14 protein-coding genes are annotated in these 16,143 nt (G+C 71.3%); 8 read left to right on the plus strand and 6 right to left on the minus strand.

Translation table 11 applies throughout. The features are described from left to right. Window positions 1-13 precede the first annotated feature (13 nt). The 6 genes from ACIBK6_RS29015 to ACIBK6_RS29040 form a co-directional block, all read right to left on the minus strand. Window positions 14-1,963: an APC family permease gene (locus ACIBK6_RS29015; protein WP_399054352.1), complete on the minus strand. Its 1,950-nt coding sequence runs from the start codon at window positions 1,961-1,963 to the stop codon at window positions 14-16. Window positions 1,964-2,041: 78 nt separating this feature from the next. Continuing rightward, complete coding sequence (locus ACIBK6_RS29020; RefSeq protein ID WP_399054353.1) at window positions 2,042-3,112, minus strand: 2-oxoacid:ferredoxin oxidoreductase subunit beta; 1,071 nt, start codon at window positions 3,110-3,112, stop codon at window positions 2,042-2,044. Further along, window positions 3,105-5,042, minus strand: a complete 1,938-nt coding sequence (locus tag ACIBK6_RS29025; RefSeq protein WP_399054354.1) for a 2-oxoacid:acceptor oxidoreductase subunit alpha — start codon at window positions 5,040-5,042, stop codon at window positions 3,105-3,107. Before ACIBK6_RS29025 ends, ACIBK6_RS29020 begins: the two co-directional genes overlap by 8 nt. A 326-nt stretch (window positions 5,043-5,368) precedes the next feature. Then, a complete protein-coding gene (locus tag ACIBK6_RS29030) occupies window positions 5,369-6,064 on the minus strand; it encodes a LuxR C-terminal-related transcriptional regulator (protein ID WP_399054355.1) in 696 nt (231 codons plus the stop codon). 194 nt (window positions 6,065-6,258) lie between these two features. After that, a complete protein-coding gene (locus ACIBK6_RS29035) occupies window positions 6,259-7,584 on the minus strand; it encodes a sensor histidine kinase (RefSeq protein WP_399054391.1) in 1,326 nt (441 codons plus the stop codon). Window positions 7,585-7,772: 188 nt separating this feature from the next. Then, window positions 7,773-9,014, minus strand: coding sequence for a sensor histidine kinase (locus tag ACIBK6_RS29040; RefSeq protein ID WP_399054356.1), 1,242 nt, complete (start codon window positions 9,012-9,014; stop codon window positions 7,773-7,775). A 200-nt stretch (window positions 9,015-9,214) separates the two neighbouring features. On the opposite strand from ACIBK6_RS29040, the gene ACIBK6_RS29045 reads away from it, so the two are divergent. Genes ACIBK6_RS29045 through ACIBK6_RS29080 form a run of 8 tightly spaced genes read left to right on the plus strand, consistent with a single transcriptional unit; the run spans window position 9,215 to window position 16,142 of the window. Beyond that, window positions 9,215-9,622 (plus strand): NADH-quinone oxidoreductase subunit A, encoded by a 408-nt coding sequence (locus ACIBK6_RS29045; protein ID WP_399054357.1) that lies wholly within the window; start codon window positions 9,215-9,217, stop codon window positions 9,620-9,622. Then, window positions 9,613-10,218: an NADH-quinone oxidoreductase subunit B gene (locus ACIBK6_RS29050; protein ID WP_399054358.1), complete on the plus strand. Its 606-nt coding sequence runs from the start codon at window positions 9,613-9,615 to the stop codon at window positions 10,216-10,218. Before ACIBK6_RS29045 ends, ACIBK6_RS29050 begins: the two co-directional genes overlap by 10 nt. Further along, window positions 10,215-11,543: an NADH-quinone oxidoreductase subunit C gene (locus ACIBK6_RS29055; RefSeq protein ID WP_399054359.1), complete on the plus strand. Its 1,329-nt coding sequence runs from the start codon at window positions 10,215-10,217 to the stop codon at window positions 11,541-11,543. The genes ACIBK6_RS29050 and ACIBK6_RS29055 overlap by 4 nt, the downstream gene beginning before the upstream one ends. Continuing rightward, window positions 11,536-12,504, plus strand: a complete 969-nt coding sequence (locus ACIBK6_RS29060) for an NADH-quinone oxidoreductase subunit H (protein ID WP_399054360.1) — start codon at window positions 11,536-11,538, stop codon at window positions 12,502-12,504. The genes ACIBK6_RS29055 and ACIBK6_RS29060 overlap by 8 nt, the downstream gene beginning before the upstream one ends. After that, window positions 12,504-13,127: a 4Fe-4S binding protein gene (locus tag ACIBK6_RS29065; protein WP_399054361.1), complete on the plus strand. Its 624-nt coding sequence runs from the start codon at window positions 12,504-12,506 to the stop codon at window positions 13,125-13,127. Before ACIBK6_RS29060 ends, ACIBK6_RS29065 begins: the two co-directional genes overlap by 1 nt. Continuing rightward, window positions 13,124-13,735, plus strand: a complete 612-nt coding sequence (locus tag ACIBK6_RS29070; RefSeq protein WP_399054362.1) for an NADH-quinone oxidoreductase subunit J — start codon at window positions 13,124-13,126, stop codon at window positions 13,733-13,735. The genes ACIBK6_RS29065 and ACIBK6_RS29070 overlap by 4 nt, the downstream gene beginning before the upstream one ends. Then, window positions 13,735-14,106 (plus strand): NADH-quinone oxidoreductase subunit NuoK, encoded by a 372-nt coding sequence (gene nuoK, locus ACIBK6_RS29075; protein WP_399054363.1) that lies wholly within the window; start codon window positions 13,735-13,737, stop codon window positions 14,104-14,106. Before ACIBK6_RS29070 ends, nuoK begins: the two co-directional genes overlap by 1 nt. Then, on the plus strand, window positions 14,103-16,142 hold the full coding sequence (locus ACIBK6_RS29080) for an NADH-quinone oxidoreductase subunit L (RefSeq protein ID WP_399054364.1): 2,040 nt from the start codon (window positions 14,103-14,105) through the stop codon (window positions 16,140-16,142). Before nuoK ends, ACIBK6_RS29080 begins: the two co-directional genes overlap by 4 nt. The last annotated feature ends 1 nt before the right edge of the window (window position 16,143 follow it).

Here is a 16,143-nt window from a genome sequence, read left to right on the forward strand (position 1 = left end):
CCTGCACTCGGGGTCACTCCGGCTCGGGGGCGCTGCCCGCCTCCAGGGTGTGCAGGGCCCGCGACACGTCGAAGGGCAGGATCGTCACCGCCACCGACGACAGGTGCTCCAGGGCCTTCGCCATCTCTTCGGCGGTGCCCCGGTGCAGCAGTTTGCCCAGCGCGTTGCTGTAGGTGCGCCGGGGGACCAGGACCGTCAGGGAGGTCGCGCCGCCCTCGGTGGTGCGCCCGGCCAGCTCCACCATGGCGTGCCGCAGCCGCCGGTCGGGGCACTCCACCAGTTCCAGCGGCACCGAGGTCGCGGCCGTCGCCTCCCAGGCCGCCGCGAGTTCCCGGGCGTGCGCGTCGTCGATCGCGAAGTGGATGGCCCGGATCTCGTCGGGCCGCACCTCGTGCGCGTACCGCAGCGCCTTGATGGTGGCGAGGTCGATGGTTTCGACGAGGACGAAGACCAAGTGCCGCCGGTTGCGCGGCCGGTCGGCACCGGGCGGCTGGATGGTGCCGAGCAACGCGGCCTCGCGCCGGTACTCGCGGTTGATCCGGATCAGCGCCCACACCCCGAGCGGGAAGACGACGACCACCAGCCACGCGCCCTCGGTGAACTTGGTGACGGCGAAGATCAGCACCACCGCCGCCGAGACCAGCGCGGCCAGCGCGTTGACGCCGATCTTCAGCCGCCGGTGCCGTTCGCGCCGCCGCCAGTGGTACGCGGTGAGCCCCGCCCCGGCCATCGTGAACGCCGTGAACACCCCGATCGCGTACAGCGCCACCAGCTTGTCCACGCTGGCGCGCGTCACGAGCAGCAGCGCGAGCGCGACGACGGTGAGTGAGACGATCCCGTTGGAGAAGGCGAGCCGGTGTCCGCGCCGGGTCAACTGCCGTGGCAGGAACCGGTCTTCGGCGACGAAGCTCGCCAGATAGGGGAAGCCGGTGAAGGGCGTGTTGGCCCCCGTGTACAGCACGAGCGCGGTCGCCAGCTGCACGAAGACCAGGCCGGCACCCCCCAACGCCCCGCCGCCGAAGGCGACATGGGCCTCCTGCGCGATCACGGTCGGGGAGCCGTCGGTGTACGGGATCGCATGGGTGAAGTGGGCGAGCGTCGAGACCCCGAGGACCAGCACGCCGAGCACGCAGCTCATCGCGATGAGGGTGCGGCGGGCGTTGCGGCCCTGCGGTTCGCGGAACGCCGAGATGCCGTTGGAGATCGCCTCCAGGCCGGTCAGCGAGGAGCCGCCGTTGGCGAACGCGCGCAGCACGATGAACAGCGAGGCCCCGTACAGCCAGCCGCCGGCCGGGGTGCCGAGCGGGATCGCGCCCGGCGCGTGCGGATCGGCGTGCGGCAGAGAGCCGGTCAGTCCGCGCACGGCGGAGACGACGAGCACCAGGCCGACGGCCGCCATGAACAGATACGCGGGCAGCGCGAACAGCCGCCCCGCCTCGCGCACCCCGCGCAGGTTCCCGTACGCCAGGAAGAGGATCACCCCTGCGGAGATGGGGAGTTGGAGGTGGTCCATGGTGGTCGGGCCGCCGGCCATGAGGTGCGCGAGCGAGACGATCGCGTTGGTGCCGGCCGAGACCTGGACGGCCACGGTGACGATGTAGTCGACCAGCAGGGCCACGGCGGCGATCTGCGCGACGTTCGGACCGAAGTTTTCGCGGGCCACCACATAGGAGCCGCCGGCCCGGGTGTAGATCATGACGACGTCGCTGTAGCAGACCGTCAGCAGGATCAGGACCAGCAGGATCGCGCCGGTCACCGGCATGAGCAGGCTGAACGCGGCCAGGCCGGCCACCGGCACCAGGACCCGGAGCATCTCCTCGGATCCGTACGCGGAGGAGCTGATGCAGTCGGAGGCCAGCACCCCGAGCGCGGTGCCGTTGGTCAGCTTCTCGTCGCCGATGCGGCTGGTGGTGAGGGGCTTGCCGAGCAGGCGTCGCTTGACGCGGTACGCGAGACGGTCCATGCCCCCATGAGAGCGGGTGCCCGGCCCGGGGTCCTCGCAGACTCCCCGGCCGGGCACCCGTCCGCTCATGCCATTGGGTCAGCCGACGACGGTCCAGGTGTCGCTGCCGGTGAGCAGAGCGGCGAGGTCGCCTTTGCCGTTCTGTTCGATGGCGGTGTCGAGTTGGTCCGCCATGAGGGTGTCGTAGACGGGGCGGTCGACGGAGCGGAAGACGCCGATGGGGGTCTGGTGCAGGGTGTCCGGGTCGGCGAGCCGGGACAGCGCGAACGCGGTGGTGGGGGAGGCGGAGCGGGCGTCGTGGATCAGGATCTGCGACTGGTTCTCCTCGGTCACCGCGACGACCTTGAGGTCACCGGTGGCCGCGTCGCGCACCACGCCCTTGTTCCCGTCGGCGCCGAAGCGGATGGGCTGCCCGTGTTCGAGGCGGATGACGGCTTCTTCGGCCTGGTCCTTGTCCTTGAGGACTTCGAAGGCGCCGTCGTTGAAGATGTTGCAGTTCTGGTAGATCTCCACCAGGGCGGTGCCGGGGTGCTCGGCGGCCTGGCGCAGGACCTCGGTGAGGTGCTTGCGGTCGGAGTCCACGGTGCGCGCCACGAAGGAGGCCTCGGCGCCGATGGCCAGCGAGACCGGGTTGAACGGTGCGTCGAGGGAGCCCATCGGCGTCGACTTGGTGATCTTGCCGAGCTCGCTGGTGGGGGAGTACTGGCCCTTGGTCAGTCCGTAGATCCGGTTGTTGAAGAGCAGGATCTTGAGGTTGACGTTGCGGCGCAGGGCGTGGATGAGGTGGTTGCCGCCGATGGACAGCGCGTCGCCGTCACCGGTGACCACCCACACCGACAGGTCGCGGCGGGAGGAGGCGAGCCCGGTGGCGATGGCGGGGGCCCGGCCGTGGATGGAGTGCATCCCGTACGTGTTCATGTAGTACGGGAAGCGGGAGGAGCAGCCGATGCCGGAGACGAAGACGATGTTCTCCTTGGCCAGGCCGAGCTCGGGCATGAAGCCCTGCACGGCGGCCAGGACCGCGTAGTCGCCACAGCCCGGGCACCAGCGCACTTCCTGGTCGGACTTGAAGTCCTTCATGGACTGCTTGGCCTCGGCCTCGGCCTTGGGCACCAGGTGCAGGAGCTCGTTGCTGTGAGCGTCAGGCATGGATGGCCTCCTTGAGAGCGGTGGCGAGCTGCTCGGCCTTGAACGGCATGCCGTTGACCTGGTTGTAGGAGTGCGCGTCGACCAGGTACTTGGCACGGATCAGGGTGGCCAGCTGGCCGAGGTTCATCTCCGGCACGACGATCTTGTCGTAGTGCTCCAGCACCTCGCCGAGGTTCTTCGGGAAGGGGTTGAGGTGGCGCAGGTGGGCCTGGGCGATCGGCTCGCCCTGGGCGCGCAGGCGGCGCACGGCGGCGGTGATGGGGCCGTAGGTGGAGCCCCAGCCGAGCACCAGGGTGCGGGCCCGGTCCGGGTCGTCGACGGTGAGGTCGGGCACCTCGATGCCGTCGATCTTGGCCTGGCGGGTGCGGACCATGAAGTCGTGGTTGGCCGGGTCGTAGGAGATGTTCCCGGTGCCGTCCTGCTTCTCGATGCCGCCGATACGGTGCTCAAGGCCCGGCGTGCCGGGCACCGCCCAGGGGCGGGCCAGGGTCTGCGGGTCGCGCTTGTACGGCCAGAACACCTCGGTGCCGTCGGCCAGGGTGTGGTTGGGCCCGGTCGCGAACTGGACGCGCAGGTCCGGGAGTTCGTCCACCTCGGGGATCCGCCACGGCTCGGAGCCGTTGGCCAGATAGCCGTCGGAGAGCAGGAAGACCGGGGTGCGGTAGGCCAGCGCGATACGGGCCGCGTCCAGGGCCGCCTCGAAGCAGTCGGCCGGCGTCTTCGGCGCGACGACCGGGACCGGGGCCTCGCCGTTGCGGCCGTACATCGCCTGGAGCAGGTCCGCCTGCTCGGTCTTGGTCGGCAGGCCCGTCGAGGGGCCGCCGCGCTGGATGTCCACCACGAGCAGCGGCAGCTCCAGCGACACCGCGAGGCCGATCGCCTCGGACTTGAGCGCCACGCCCGGACCCGAGGTGGTGGTGACCGCGAGCGAACCGCCGAAGGCGGCACCCAGCGCGGCGCCGATCCCGGCGATCTCGTCCTCCGCCTGGAAGGTCCGCACGCCGAAGTTCTTGTGCCGCGACAGCTCGTGCAGGATGTCGCTCGCCGGCGTGATCGGGTACGAGCCGAGGTAGAGCGGCAGGTCCGCCTGGCGGGACGCGGCGATCAGTCCGTAGGACAGAGCCAGGTTCCCCGAGATGTTGCGGTAGGTGCCCGCCGGGAACGCGGCCGTGGCCGGCGCGACCTCGTAGGAGACCGCGAAGTCCTCGGTGGTCTCACCGAAGTTCCAGCCCGCCCTGAACGCGGCGACGTTCGCCTCCGCGATGGCGGGCTTCTTCGCGAACTTGGTCCGCAGGAACTTCTCCGTGCCCTCGGTCGGGCGGTGGTACATCCACGACAGCAGCCCGAGCGCGAACATGTTCTTGGAGCGCTCGGCCTCCTTGCGGGACAGGCCGAACTCCTTGAGCGCCTCGACCGTCAGCGTCGTGAGCGGCACCGGGTGCACGTTGTAGGCGCTGAGCGAGCCGTCCTCCAGCGGGCTGGTGGCGTAGCCCACCTTGGCCATCGCGCGCTTGGCGAACTCGTCCGTGTTGACGATGATCTCGCCACCGCGCGGCACGTCCGCCAGGTTCGCCTTCAGCGCCGCCGGATTCATCGCCACCAGCACGTTCGGCGCGTCGCCCGGCGTGAGGATGTCGTGGTCGGCGAAATGCAGCTGGAAGCTCGACACGCCCGGCAGCGTCCCGGCAGGCGCCCGGATCTCGGCCGGGAAGTTCGGCAGCGTCGACAAGTCGTTGCCGAACGAAGCGGTCTCCGATGTGAAGCGGTCACCGGTGAGCTGCATGCCATCACCCGAGTCACCCGCGAACCGGATGATCACACGGTCGAGACGCCGGATCTCTTTGTCCCCGGTGGGCCTGCGCTGCTCTCCGACGAGGGCCTCATCGGCTCCGTCGGCGTGCTCGGCTGGGCTACTGACCTGGCTGGTCACTGAACTGGACCTCCCTCGGGCGGGCTGCTCGGGCGCATCCGGCCGACCGGTAGCGCCAAAGCCCACCCTACGTCGGTAAGGGTCGCCTTCCCTGGACCGCTCATATGGTGGACGCTCTTTTGAGACGCCCTTCTGCCCTGAATTGCCACGATCTGCTCCGCCCCCGGCGCCTTTGCTGAGACGCCCCGCCGTCAGTCTTTGGTCCTAGGCCGCACCGCACCGGGCCGGAACCGCACCCCGCAGACGGTGGCTGGATCCCGACCCGGTGACCGACTTTCGACCCTGTCGGCCGGGTACCGCTCGATCCCCGACAGGGCGGCAGGCGGTCACGAGTTGATGTAGGTCAGCACGGCGAGTACCCGCCGGTGATCGCCGTCACTCGGTGAGAGACCCAGCTTCAGAAAGATATTGCTTACGTGCTTCTCCACGGCCCCGTCGCTGACCACAAGTTGCCTGGCAATAGCGGAATTCGTCCGTCCCTCAGCCATGAGGCCCAGGACCTCGCGCTCGCGTGGCGTCAAATTGGCCAGTACGTCCTGTTTGCGGCTGCGGCCGAGGAGCTGCGCCACGACCTCGGGATCCAGCGCGGTGCCGCCCCGCGCGACCCGCACCACGGCGTCGACGAACTCCCGCACCTCGGCGACCCGGTCCTTCAGCAGATAGCCCACGCCCCGGCTCGACCCGGCGAGCAGCTCGGTCGCGTACTGCTCCTCCACGTACTGGCTGAGCACCAGCACCCCGATCCCCGGATACAGCTTGCGCAGCAGCACCGACGCGCGCACGCCCTCGTCGGTGTGGGTGGGCGGCATCCGCACATCCGCGACGACGACATCCGGCAGCTCGCCCGCGTCGGCGAGCTCCCCGACGGTCTTGACCAGCGCGTTCCCGTCGCCCACTCCCGCGACGACGTCATGCCCCCGGTCGGTCAGCAGCCGAGTCAGCCCCTCCCGGAGCAGCACCGAATCCTCGGCGATGACCACCCGCACCCTGTCCTCCACGATTCCGCAGCCCCCGGACTCCATCGGTACCCCCGGACGCGGGCCACCCGGGCGCGCGCCGCACGGCTCAGTGCGAGCCATGGCGTTGTGCCACCCAGCATCCCAGCATCCGACCGGGAATCCGCCCCCGGCAGGCAAAAACCCCCGCTCCTTGCGCCTCTGCGGCGGCTGAGGAGCGGGGGGCCAAGAATCAAGGGGGACCGAGAATCACGGTCGGGCTACGCCCGCCACGGCAGCTCCGCCGTGATCGTCGTCGGCCCGCCGACGGGCGAATCGACCACCAGAATCCCGTCCACCGCATCGAGCCGCTCCGCGAGCCCCGCGAGCCCCGACCCCGCCGAGGCCGCCGCCCCGCCGCGCCCGTTGTCGCTGACCTGGAGCATCAGCCGGTCCCCGGCCAGCCACACGTCGACCGAGGCCCGCCCGGCCCCGCTGTGCTTGCTGACGTTCTGGAGCAGCTCGGAGACCGTGAAGTACGCGATCCCCTCGATCGCCGGCACCGGCCGGGCCGGCAGATCCACCTCCACCTGCACCGCGACCGTGCAGCGGGAGGCCACCGACGACAGGGCCGCGTCGAGACCGCGGTCGGTGAGGACCGCCGGGTGGATGCCGCGGGCCAGATCCCGCAGCTCCTGGAGCGCGATCTTCACCTCGCCGTGCGCCTCGTCCACCATCGCGGCCGCCGCGTGCGGATCCTCAGTGAGCTTCTCCTTCGCCAGGCCTAGGTCCATGGCCAGCGCCACCAGGCGCGCCTGCGCCCCGTCGTGCAGATCCCGCTCGATGCGCCGCAGGTCCGCCGCCGAGGTGTCCACGACGACCCCGCGGTCGGACTCCAGCTCGGACACCCGCTCCTCAAGGCGGGACGGACCGAGCAGCCCGGTGACCATCACCTTGTCCATCGTCGCGAACCCCCGGATCAGCCACGGTACGACCAGCGTGATGAGCAGCCCGGCCAGCGAGGTCACCGTGATCTCGAACGGCGAGTCCAGATAGATGTGGTGGTGCGCGTCGTCGTACAGCTGGATGCCGCCCCGACCGGTGTACGCGGGGAACACCCACTGCCACAGCGGGTACGTGAACAGCAGCCAGCCGGTCGTCCACAGCGGCACCACGACGCAGAAGGTGAAGACCGCCCACGGGAACTGGAGGAAGGAGTAGAGCAGGTGCCGCCAGGACACCCCGCTCTTGAGCACGGCGCCGATCCACGACATGAGACCGCCGCGCGACCGCACCGGCCGCGGCTCGCCGATCTCCACCCCGAGCAGCGCCCGGGCCCGGGCCCGCTCCATCATGCCGAAGGCGCGGCAGCCCATCAGGCCGACCGCCATGAGCGGTATGCCGATGAAGGTGATCAGCAGCCCGGCGCTCATCGACACCATGGTGACGGACCAGACGAACAGCACGATGCTGACCGGCAGGCTGAGCAGCAGATAGCCGAACTCCCGGAAGGTCCGCCCCTCGAACGGTGCGCGCAGCACCGGTGGAACGAGGTGCCGCCGCGGCTCGCGGGACCGCTCCCCGGCGTGCCCGTACTCCGTCTCCATGGTCATCGGTCCCGTCCGTTCCTTCTCATGTCCTGCTGAAGTCCTGCTGATGCGCGGCCACTGCCCAGGGGATGTCCGCCGCCCTTCCGCACACCAGCTTGGCGGTCGGCGCCGCCCGCGACCATGGAGCCGGTCACCCTCTTCGGCCGGGGGTTTTCCCTACCACCGGGCCGGGTCGGCGCGCGGAATCAGTCCTTCGGTCCCCGGTCGCGCCACGGCAGCTCGGCGGTGACGACGGTCGGCCCGCCGACGGGCGATTCGAGGACGAGCAGCCCGTCCACCGCGCCGAGCCGCTCGGCCAGACCGGCCATCCCCGTACCGCCGTCGAACCGCGCGCCGCCCACCCCGTCGTCCTCGACCTGGATGAGCAGCCGCTCGGCGCTGCGCCACACGCTGACCGAGGCGGTACGCGCCCGGCTGTGCTTGCTGATGTTCTGGAGCAGCTCGGAGACGGTGAAGTAGGCGATGCCCTCGATGGCGGGCGCGGGCCGCGCGGTCAGATCGACCGCCACCTCGACCGGGACCGTGCAGCGGGAGGCGACGGAGGACAGGGCCGCGTCGAGCCCGCGGTCGGTGAGGACCGCCGGGTGGATGCCGCGGGCCAGCTCGCGCAGCTCCTGCAGGGCCAGCTTCACCTCGCCGTGCGCCTCGTCCACCATCGCGGCCGCCGCGTCCGGGTCTTCGAGCAGCTTCTCCTTGGCGAGGCCGAGCCCCATCGCGAGCGCGACGAGCCGGGCCTGCGCCCCGTCGTGCAGATCCCGCTCGATCCGGCGCAGGTCCGCCGCGGCCGTGTCGACCACCACACCCCGGTCGGACTCCAGCTCCGCTATCCGCCGCTCCAGCTCGTCCGAGGGCGAGAGCAGTCCGCGCACCATCATCCGGTCGGCGTTGGCGAGCCCCCGGGCGATGAACCCGAGCACCGGCCATGCCAGGAACACGCCGACCACCATCACCGTGAAGGTCAGCACCCCCCAGGGCAGCCGGATGAACTCGTACAGCACATTGCGCCAGGCCACCGGGTCCTTCAGGCTCGCCCACAGCCACGGGAAGAAACCGCCGTGCTTGCGCACGCTCGCCGGTATCGGCGTGGGCTCCTCGACCCGCACCCCGAGCAGCGCCCGCGCCCGGGCCCGCTCCACCTTGCCGAACTGACGGGCGCCGATCAGCCCCACCGCGAGCAGCGGCAGTCCGACCACGGTCACCGACAGACCGATCCCCAGCACGACGATCACGACGACGTACACGAAGCCGAGCAGCGCCATCGGCAGATTGGCGAGGAGATGGGCGATCTCCTTCCAGGTGTGCGCGCCGTAGGCGAACCGCACCGCGGGCGGGGCGGCTTCGCCCGCTTCCGTGCCGCCGGCGGTGCTGTCAGCGTTGTCCGGGTGTCGTACTTCGTACCGCTGCTGGTCGCGGAGGGTCCTGGTCATGGTCCCCAGCGTGCCGGGCGGAGATCGATGGCGCCATGGGGTGCCGCACCCTCTTGTACGGGGGAAAACCCCACCCCGGCGGCCCACCCCTTGAGACGCGCCTGCGGAGGGCTCCCTTAGCAGGGCCTAGACTCCCGTCCGTACACAGCGTCGAACAGGGCGCGACGGGATCATCGAGGCCAGGGAGCGAGGGGCGCGACGTGCCGGAACCGACCGTGCGCCGGATGCCTGTAGTGGCGGCCGACTACTTCCACAGCTATTCGGTCGTCGGCCTGCTCGCCGTGATCGGCGTGCTGTTCGTGGCCGTGGCCTTCGGGGCCGGGCGGCTGCTGCGGCCGATCGTGCCGACACCGGAGAAGCTGCTGACGTACGAGTGCGGAGTGGACCCGGTGGGCGAGGGCTGGGCCCACACCCAGATCCGCTACTACGTCTACGCCTTCCTGTACGTGATCTTCGCCGTCGACTCGATCTTCCTCTTCCCGTGGGCGACCGTCTTCGCGGCCCCCGGCTACGGCGCGACCACCCTCGTCGAGATGTTCATCTTCCTCGGCTTCCTGGCCGTGGGACTGCTCTACGCATGGAAGAAGGGCGTCCTGGAATGGACGTGACGCATCCCCAGCCGGTGCCCGAGCCCCAGCCGCTGCCCGAGCCGCAGCGGCTCGGCGTCCTGTCGCGGCTGGCCCCCGAGCCGATGAAGGTGGTCCTCAACTGGGGCCGCCGCTACAGCCTGTGGGTCTTCAACTTCGGCCTCGCCTGCTGCGCCATCGAGTTCATCGCGGCCTCGATGGCCCGCCACGACTTCATCCGGCTCGGCGTGATCCCGTTCGCGCCCGGCCCGCGCCAGGCCGACCTCATGATCGTCTCCGGCACGGTGACGGACAAGATGGCGCCCGCCGTGAAGCGGCTGTACGAGCAGATGCCCGAGCCCAAGTACGTCATCTCCTTCGGCGCCTGCTCCAACTGCGGCGGCCCGTACTGGGACTCGTACTCGGTGACCAAGGGCGTGGACCAGATCATTCCGGTCGACGTGTACGTGCCCGGCTGCCCGCCCCGGCCCGAGGCGCTGCTCCAGGGCATCCTCAAGCTCCAGGAGAAGATCGCCCGCGAATCGCTCGGCGAGCGGTACGCCAACGCGGCCAGCCCGGCCCAGCTGACCAGCGGGCTCGTCGCCGCCCCGGCCGCTCCCGGGGAGGGCCAGGCGTGACCGCGTACGACAGCCTGCCCGGCGGCGTCACCGAGATCTTCGGCGCGGAGGCCACGGCGGAGCAGGCCTACGGGCTGCTCACCGTCGACGTGCCCGCCGGCTCCTGGATCCCGGCCCTGGAAATCGCCCGCGACAAGCTGGGCTGCACCTACTTCGACTGGCTGAGCGCCGTCGACGAACCCGGCACCGGATTCCAGGTCTGCGCACATGTGGTGGCCCTGGAGGGACACCGCGTGCGCCGTCTGCTGCTGCGCACGACGGTCCCGCACGCGGCGCCGGTGCTCCCCTCCGCCGTCGACATCTACGCGGGCGCGGCGTGGCACGAGCGCGAGACCCACGAAATGTTCGGCGTCGACTTCACCGACCACCCGCACCTGGTCCCGCTCCTGCTTCCCGAGGGCTTCGAGGGCCACCCGCTGCGCAAGGACTTCGTCCTCGCGGCCCGGGTGGCCAAGGCGTGGCCCGGCGCGAAGGAGCCGGGGGAGTCGGAACACGGCGGGCCCAAGCGCCGCCAGATGCTTCCGCCCGGCGTCCCCGACCCCAACGAATGGGGCCCCCTGAAGGGCCAGCTGCCCCCGGCTCCGGCCCGCCCGGCCCGCACCCCGCGCGCGGCGGGAGCCGGTGCCGGTGCGGCCGAGCGCCCGGCCCGGGCCGCGGGAGACCGCCCGGTCCGGCGCGCCCGCACCGCGTCGGAGGGCTCGGCCTCCCAGGCGGAGACCCCGGCCGCCCCCGACAGCCGCGAGGCGACCGCGGCCCCCGAGGCACCTGCGGTACGTCCCCGACGCACCCGCACCGCATCGGACGGCTCGGCCTCGCAGGCGGCGGCCACCCCGGAGTCAGCCGGTCCGCCCGAGGCCACCGGGGCTCCGGAGGCTGCCGTACGTCCGCGACGGACCAGCAGCGCGAGCGAGGGCTCGGTGTCCCAGCAGGCCGATGCCGCTCAGGGGCAGCCCGCCGAGCCCGCCGCGCCGCCGCGGACCCACAGCTCGGACGCCCCCTGGCACAACCCGAAACCGGCCTTCGCCGAGGGCGAGCCAGAGCCCGCCGCGAGCCGGGAGCCCGCCCCTGCCTCGGAAGCCGCTGCGGCCTCGGAACCGGCCCCTGCCTCGGAAGCCGCTCCGGCCTCAGAACCGGCCCCCGCCTCGGAAGCCGCCTCGGCCCCGGAGTCCGCCTCGCCTCCGGAGCCCGTGGCGGCCCCGGAACCGGCTTCGACCCCCGAAGCCGCTCCGGCCTCGGAGCCCGCCGCGGCCCCGGGAGCCGAAGCACCCGAAGCTCCCGACGCCGCCGAACCCAACGAGACCGCCGGAGGCGACCCGCGTGAATGACGCACTCGATGTCGCCATCCGGCTGGTCGTCGTCTTCGCCGTGTTCATGGTGCTGCCGCTGGTCATCGGGCAGACCGAGCACAAGGTGATGGCGCACATGCAGGGCCGACTCGGCCCGATGTACGCCGGTGGCTTCCACGGCTGGGCCCAACTCGTCGCGGACGGCGTGAAGTTCGCGCAGAAGGAGGACATCGTACCGGCCGCGGCCGACCGGCGGATCTTCCAGCTCGCGCCCGCCGTCGCCCTGCTGCCCTACCTCCTCGTCCTCGTGGCGATCCCGATCGGCCCGAGCGAGGGCGCAGTCGGCCAGGTCGTCGACGCGGGCATCTTCTTCGTGCTCGCCGTGATGGGCGTCGGCGTGCTCGGCTCGCTCATGGCGGGCTGGGCCTCGGCCAACAAGTTCTCCCTCCTCGGCGGACTGCGCACCGCGGCCCAGCTCCTCGCGTACGAGCTGCCGATGCTGCTCGCCGCCGCCTCCGTGGCGATGGCGGCCGGCACGGTCTCGCTGCCCGGCATCCTCAACGCCTTCCACTGGTGGTGGCTGCCCTGGCAGATCGTCGGTGCCCTGGTCTTCTTCATCGCCGGTCTCGCCGAACTCCAGCGCCCGCCCTTCGACATGCCCGTCGCCGACTCGGAGATCATCTTCGGTGCGTACACCGAGTACACGGGGCTGCGCTTCGCGCTCTTCCTGCTCGCCGAGTACGCCGGCATCGTCGTCCTGAGCGGCCTCACCACCGTCCTCTTCCTGGGTGGCTGGCACGGCCCCTTCGGCGCCGATGGGCTCGGCTGGGTGTGGACGCTCCTCAAGACCGCGGCCCTCGCCTTCGTCGTCATCTGGCTGCGCGTGAGCTATCCCCGGCTCCGCGAGGACCAGTTGCAGAAGCTCGCCTGGACCACGCTCATCCCGCTCGCTCTCGCGCAGATCGCGCTCACCGGCATCGTGAAGGTGGCGATCAGCTAATGGCTATCCCCGGCTCCGGCCTCGCCAAGGGCCTCGCCGTCACTCTGCGCACGATGACGAAGAAGACCGTCACCGCGCAGTACCCCGACGTCCAGCCCGAACTCCCGCCCCGCACCCGGGGCGTGATCGGCCTGTTCGAGGAGAACTGCACGGTCTGCATGCTCTGCGCCCGCGAGTGCCCCGACTGGTGCATCTACATCGACTCCCACAAGGAGACGGTGCCCGCCGCCGTCCCGGGCGGCCGCGAGCGCAGCCGCAACGTCCTGGACCGCTTCGCCATCGACTTCTCGCTCTGCATGTACTGCGGTATCTGCATCGAGGTGTGTCCTTTCGACGCGCTGTTCTGGTCTCCGGAGTTCGAGTACGCGGAGACGGACATCCAGGAACTCACCCACGAGCGGGACAAGCTCCGCGAGTGGATGTGGACGGTGCCGGCCCCGCCCGCGCTCGACCCGGGCGCGGAGGAGCCGAAGGAACTCGCCGCGGCCCGCAAGACCGCCGACAAACTCGCCGCCGCCCAGGCCGAGGCGACCCCGCCCCCCGGGCCGACCTCACCGGCCGACCCGGCCCCGTCGACCGGCGCCACCCCGCCCCCGGCCGGCCCGGCGGGAGGTTCGGCATGAGCCCCCTCGCTCAGGCGGCCGTCACCGCGCCGCACGGCTTCCTGTCGCCGACCGGCGTCGAGATCGCGTTCCTCCTCGTCAGCATCGCCACCCTCGGCGCGGCCGTCATGACCGTCACGACCAAGCAGCTGGTGCACGCCGCCCTCTGGCTGGTCGTGACGCTCGGCGGCCTCGCCGTCGAATACCTCCTGCTCACCGCCGAGTTCATCGCCTGGGTGCAGGTCCTCATCTACGTCGGTTCCGTCGTGGTGCTCCTCCTCTTCGGTCTGATGCTCACCAAGGCCCCCATCGGCCGCTCCCCGGACGCCGATTCGGGCAACCGCTGGGTCGCGCTCGCGGTGGCCGCCGCCGCGGCCGGCACCCTCGTGTGGGTCGTCGCGGACGCCTTCCGCACGAGCTGGATCGACCTCGAAGGCCCCGCCCAGGGTTCGACGAAGGTGTCCGGAGAGATCCTCTTCAGGCACTGGGTGCTGCCCTTCGAGGCCCTGTCCGTGCTCCTCCTGGCCGCCCTGGTCGGCGCGATCGTGCTGTCCCGCAAGCGCGACGCCACCGGTGATGCCACTGGCGCCACCACCGCTGCCGCCCCCCGTGAGACGGAGCCGCGCTGATGCACCTCGTCTATCCCGCCGTGCTCGCCGTCCTCCTGTTCTGCACCGGTCTCTACGGTGTGCTCGCGCGGCGCAACGCGATCCTGGTCCTGATGTCCGTCGAGCTGATGCTCAACGCCGTCAACCTCAACCTCGTCGCCTTCGACGTCTGGCTGCGCGACACCCTCCACGCGGGCCAGGCGCTCACCCTGTTCACGATCGCCATCGCCGCCGCCGAGATCGGTCTCGGCCTCGCGATCGTGCTCGCCGTGTACCGCAACCGCGGCACCGCCGACATCGACAAGCTCCGCGACACCGCCGAGGGCACCGGCCCCGACGCGGACCCGGCGGACCCCGCCGCCCCGGCGCAGAAGGCTGAGGCCGCCGCGTGACCACCACGACCCTCGCCGTCCTCGTCCCCCTCCTTCCGTTCCTGGGCGCCGCGGCCGGACTGCTGCTCGGCCGCCGGGCACCCGGCTTCGTCCGGCCGCTCGCGGTCCTTCCTACGTTCGCCGCGTTCGTCCTCGCCGTCGTCGTCGCCGTCGACCAGGGCGGCGGCAAGCCCATCGACGCGGCGACCCGGCTCACCCCGACCGGCTCCGTGCCGATCGAACTCGCCCTGCACCTGGACGGGTTCGCGGTCCTCGTCGCCGTCCTGGTGGGCCTGGTCGCCACCTGCGTCCAGCTCTACTCGACGGGCTATCTGCGCGACGACCCGCGCTACACCTCCTACGCCGCGCTCGTCTCCCTCTTCACCTCCGCGATGCTGCTCGTCGTCTACTCCGGCGACCTGATGGTGCTCCTGGTCGGCTGGGAGATCATGGGCATCTGCTCGTACTTCCTGGTCGGCCACTACTGGGAGACCCCGGAGGCCCGCGCCGCTTCGCTGAAGGCCTTCCTGGTCACCAAGCTCGGCGATGTCCCCTTCCTGATCGGTCTGTTCGCGCTCGCCACCGATGCCGGTACGTTCCGCATCACCGGCGTCGTCCAGGCCGCCCTGACCGGCGGCATCGGTCACCCCACCCTGATCGCGCTGCTGCTGCTCGCCGGTGTGGCCGGCAAGTCCGCCCACTTCCCGCTGCACACCTGGCTGCCCGACGCGATGGCCGGCCCGACGCCGGTCTCCGCGCTGATCCACGCCGCCACCATGGTCGCCGCCGGCATCTACTTCGTGGCCCGGCTGCTCCCCGTCTTCGCCGCCTCGGCGGCCGCGATGACCGTGCTCGCCGTGATGGCCGCGGTCACCATGGTCGGCTCGGCGCTCGCCGCCCTCGCCCAGGACGACATCAAGCGGGTCCTCGCCTACTCGACCATCGGCCAGCTCGGCTACATGTCGGGCGCCCTGGCCGTCGGCGACCGCGGGGCCGCCGTCTTCCACCTCCTGTCGCACGGCGCCTTCAAGGCGCTCCTCTTCCTCGCGGCCGGCGTGATCATCCACGCCGCCGGTACCAACTCCCTCGCCGCCATGTCCCGTATGGGCGGCCTCGCCAAGCGCATCCCCGACGCGTACTGGACGATGACCGTCGCCCTGCTCGCGCTCGCCGCCATCCCTCCCTTCGCCGGCTTCTTCTCCAAGGAGGCCGTCCTGTCCGCCGCCGAGCACACCGCGCTCGGCGAGAGCCACGTCGCCCCCTCCGGCGCCGGCTGGACCGTGCTGATCGCCGGACTGCTCACCGCCCTCCTCACCGCCGCCTACGCCACCCGCCTGTGGCTGCTCGCCTTCCGCGGCAGGGGTGCCGAGGCCCCGCAGCTTCCCCAAGCTCTCAGCTCCGTTCGAGCAGGGGATACCCCAATCCGCCAGCCGGTCGTCATGAACGCCGTGCTCTGGGTCCTCGCCATCCCCTCGATCGGCTTCGGACTGACCACCGGCTACCTCGCCCACTGGTTCGACGGGCACCCCCTCACCCCGGCCGTCACCACCTCCGTCCTGTCCACCGGCGTCGCCCTGGTCGGCGGTCTGGTCACCTACGCCGCGTGGCGCCACACCACGGCCCTCGCCGCCCGCACCCCGATCGGCGCGGTCGCCGCCCACCCGGAGCGCGATGGAGGACTGGTCGAGGAAGAGGCCATGGCCAGCCACACCGAGATCTACGGCAGCATCGCTTCGGCCCCCGACCCCGCCGACCCGGGCCGCCTCCTGCTCGGCCCGCTGCATCGCCACGCGGTCACCGGATTCCACTTGGACGCCGTCTACCACGCCCTGTTCGTCCGCCCCGTCCTGGCCGCGGCGGCCCTGGTCCGCTTCCTGGACCGCGAGGTCGTCGAGACGTACGTACGCGGTGCGAGCGCGCTGCCGCGCTGGCTCGGCACGGCCGTCCGCCGCGCGCAGACCGGCAATGTGCAGAGCTACCTCGGCGCACTCCTGGCCGGCTCACTCGTCCTGGCGGCCGTCGTGGTCGTCCTTGCCAACGTCACCGCGGGGTCCTGAG

Origin of the sequence: Streptomyces sp. NPDC050485 (genome assembly GCF_044458185.1) — a bacterium.
In the GTDB taxonomy this organism is placed as follows: Bacteria; Actinomycetota; Actinomycetes; order Streptomycetales; family Streptomycetaceae; genus Streptomyces.

Bases quoted from the DNA above. Each gene is read 5' to 3' on its own strand.
- ACIBK6_RS29050 (WP_399054358.1), top strand. From the start codon at position 9,613: ATGGACGTGACGCATCCCCAGCCGGTGCCCGAGCCCCAGCCGCTGCCC.
- nuoK (WP_399054363.1), top strand. From the start codon at position 13,735: ATGCACCTCGTCTATCCCGCCGTGCTCGCCGTCCTCCTGTTCTGCACC.
- ACIBK6_RS29015 (WP_399054352.1), bottom strand. From the start codon at position 1,963: ATGGACCGTCTCGCGTACCGCGTCAAGCGACGCCTGCTCGGCAAGCCC.
- ACIBK6_RS29040 (WP_399054356.1), bottom strand. From the start codon at position 9,014: ATGACCAGGACCCTCCGCGACCAGCAGCGGTACGAAGTACGACACCCG.
- ACIBK6_RS29030 (WP_399054355.1), bottom strand. From the start codon at position 6,064: ATGGAGTCCGGGGGCTGCGGAATCGTGGAGGACAGGGTGCGGGTGGTC.
- ACIBK6_RS29035 (WP_399054391.1), bottom strand. From the start codon at position 7,584: ATGGAGACGGAGTACGGGCACGCCGGGGAGCGGTCCCGCGAGCCGCGG.
- ACIBK6_RS29065 (WP_399054361.1), top strand. From the start codon at position 12,504: ATGGCTATCCCCGGCTCCGGCCTCGCCAAGGGCCTCGCCGTCACTCTG.
- ACIBK6_RS29070 (WP_399054362.1), top strand. From the start codon at position 13,124: ATGAGCCCCCTCGCTCAGGCGGCCGTCACCGCGCCGCACGGCTTCCTG.
- ACIBK6_RS29020 (WP_399054353.1), bottom strand. From the start codon at position 3,112: ATGCCTGACGCTCACAGCAACGAGCTCCTGCACCTGGTGCCCAAGGCC.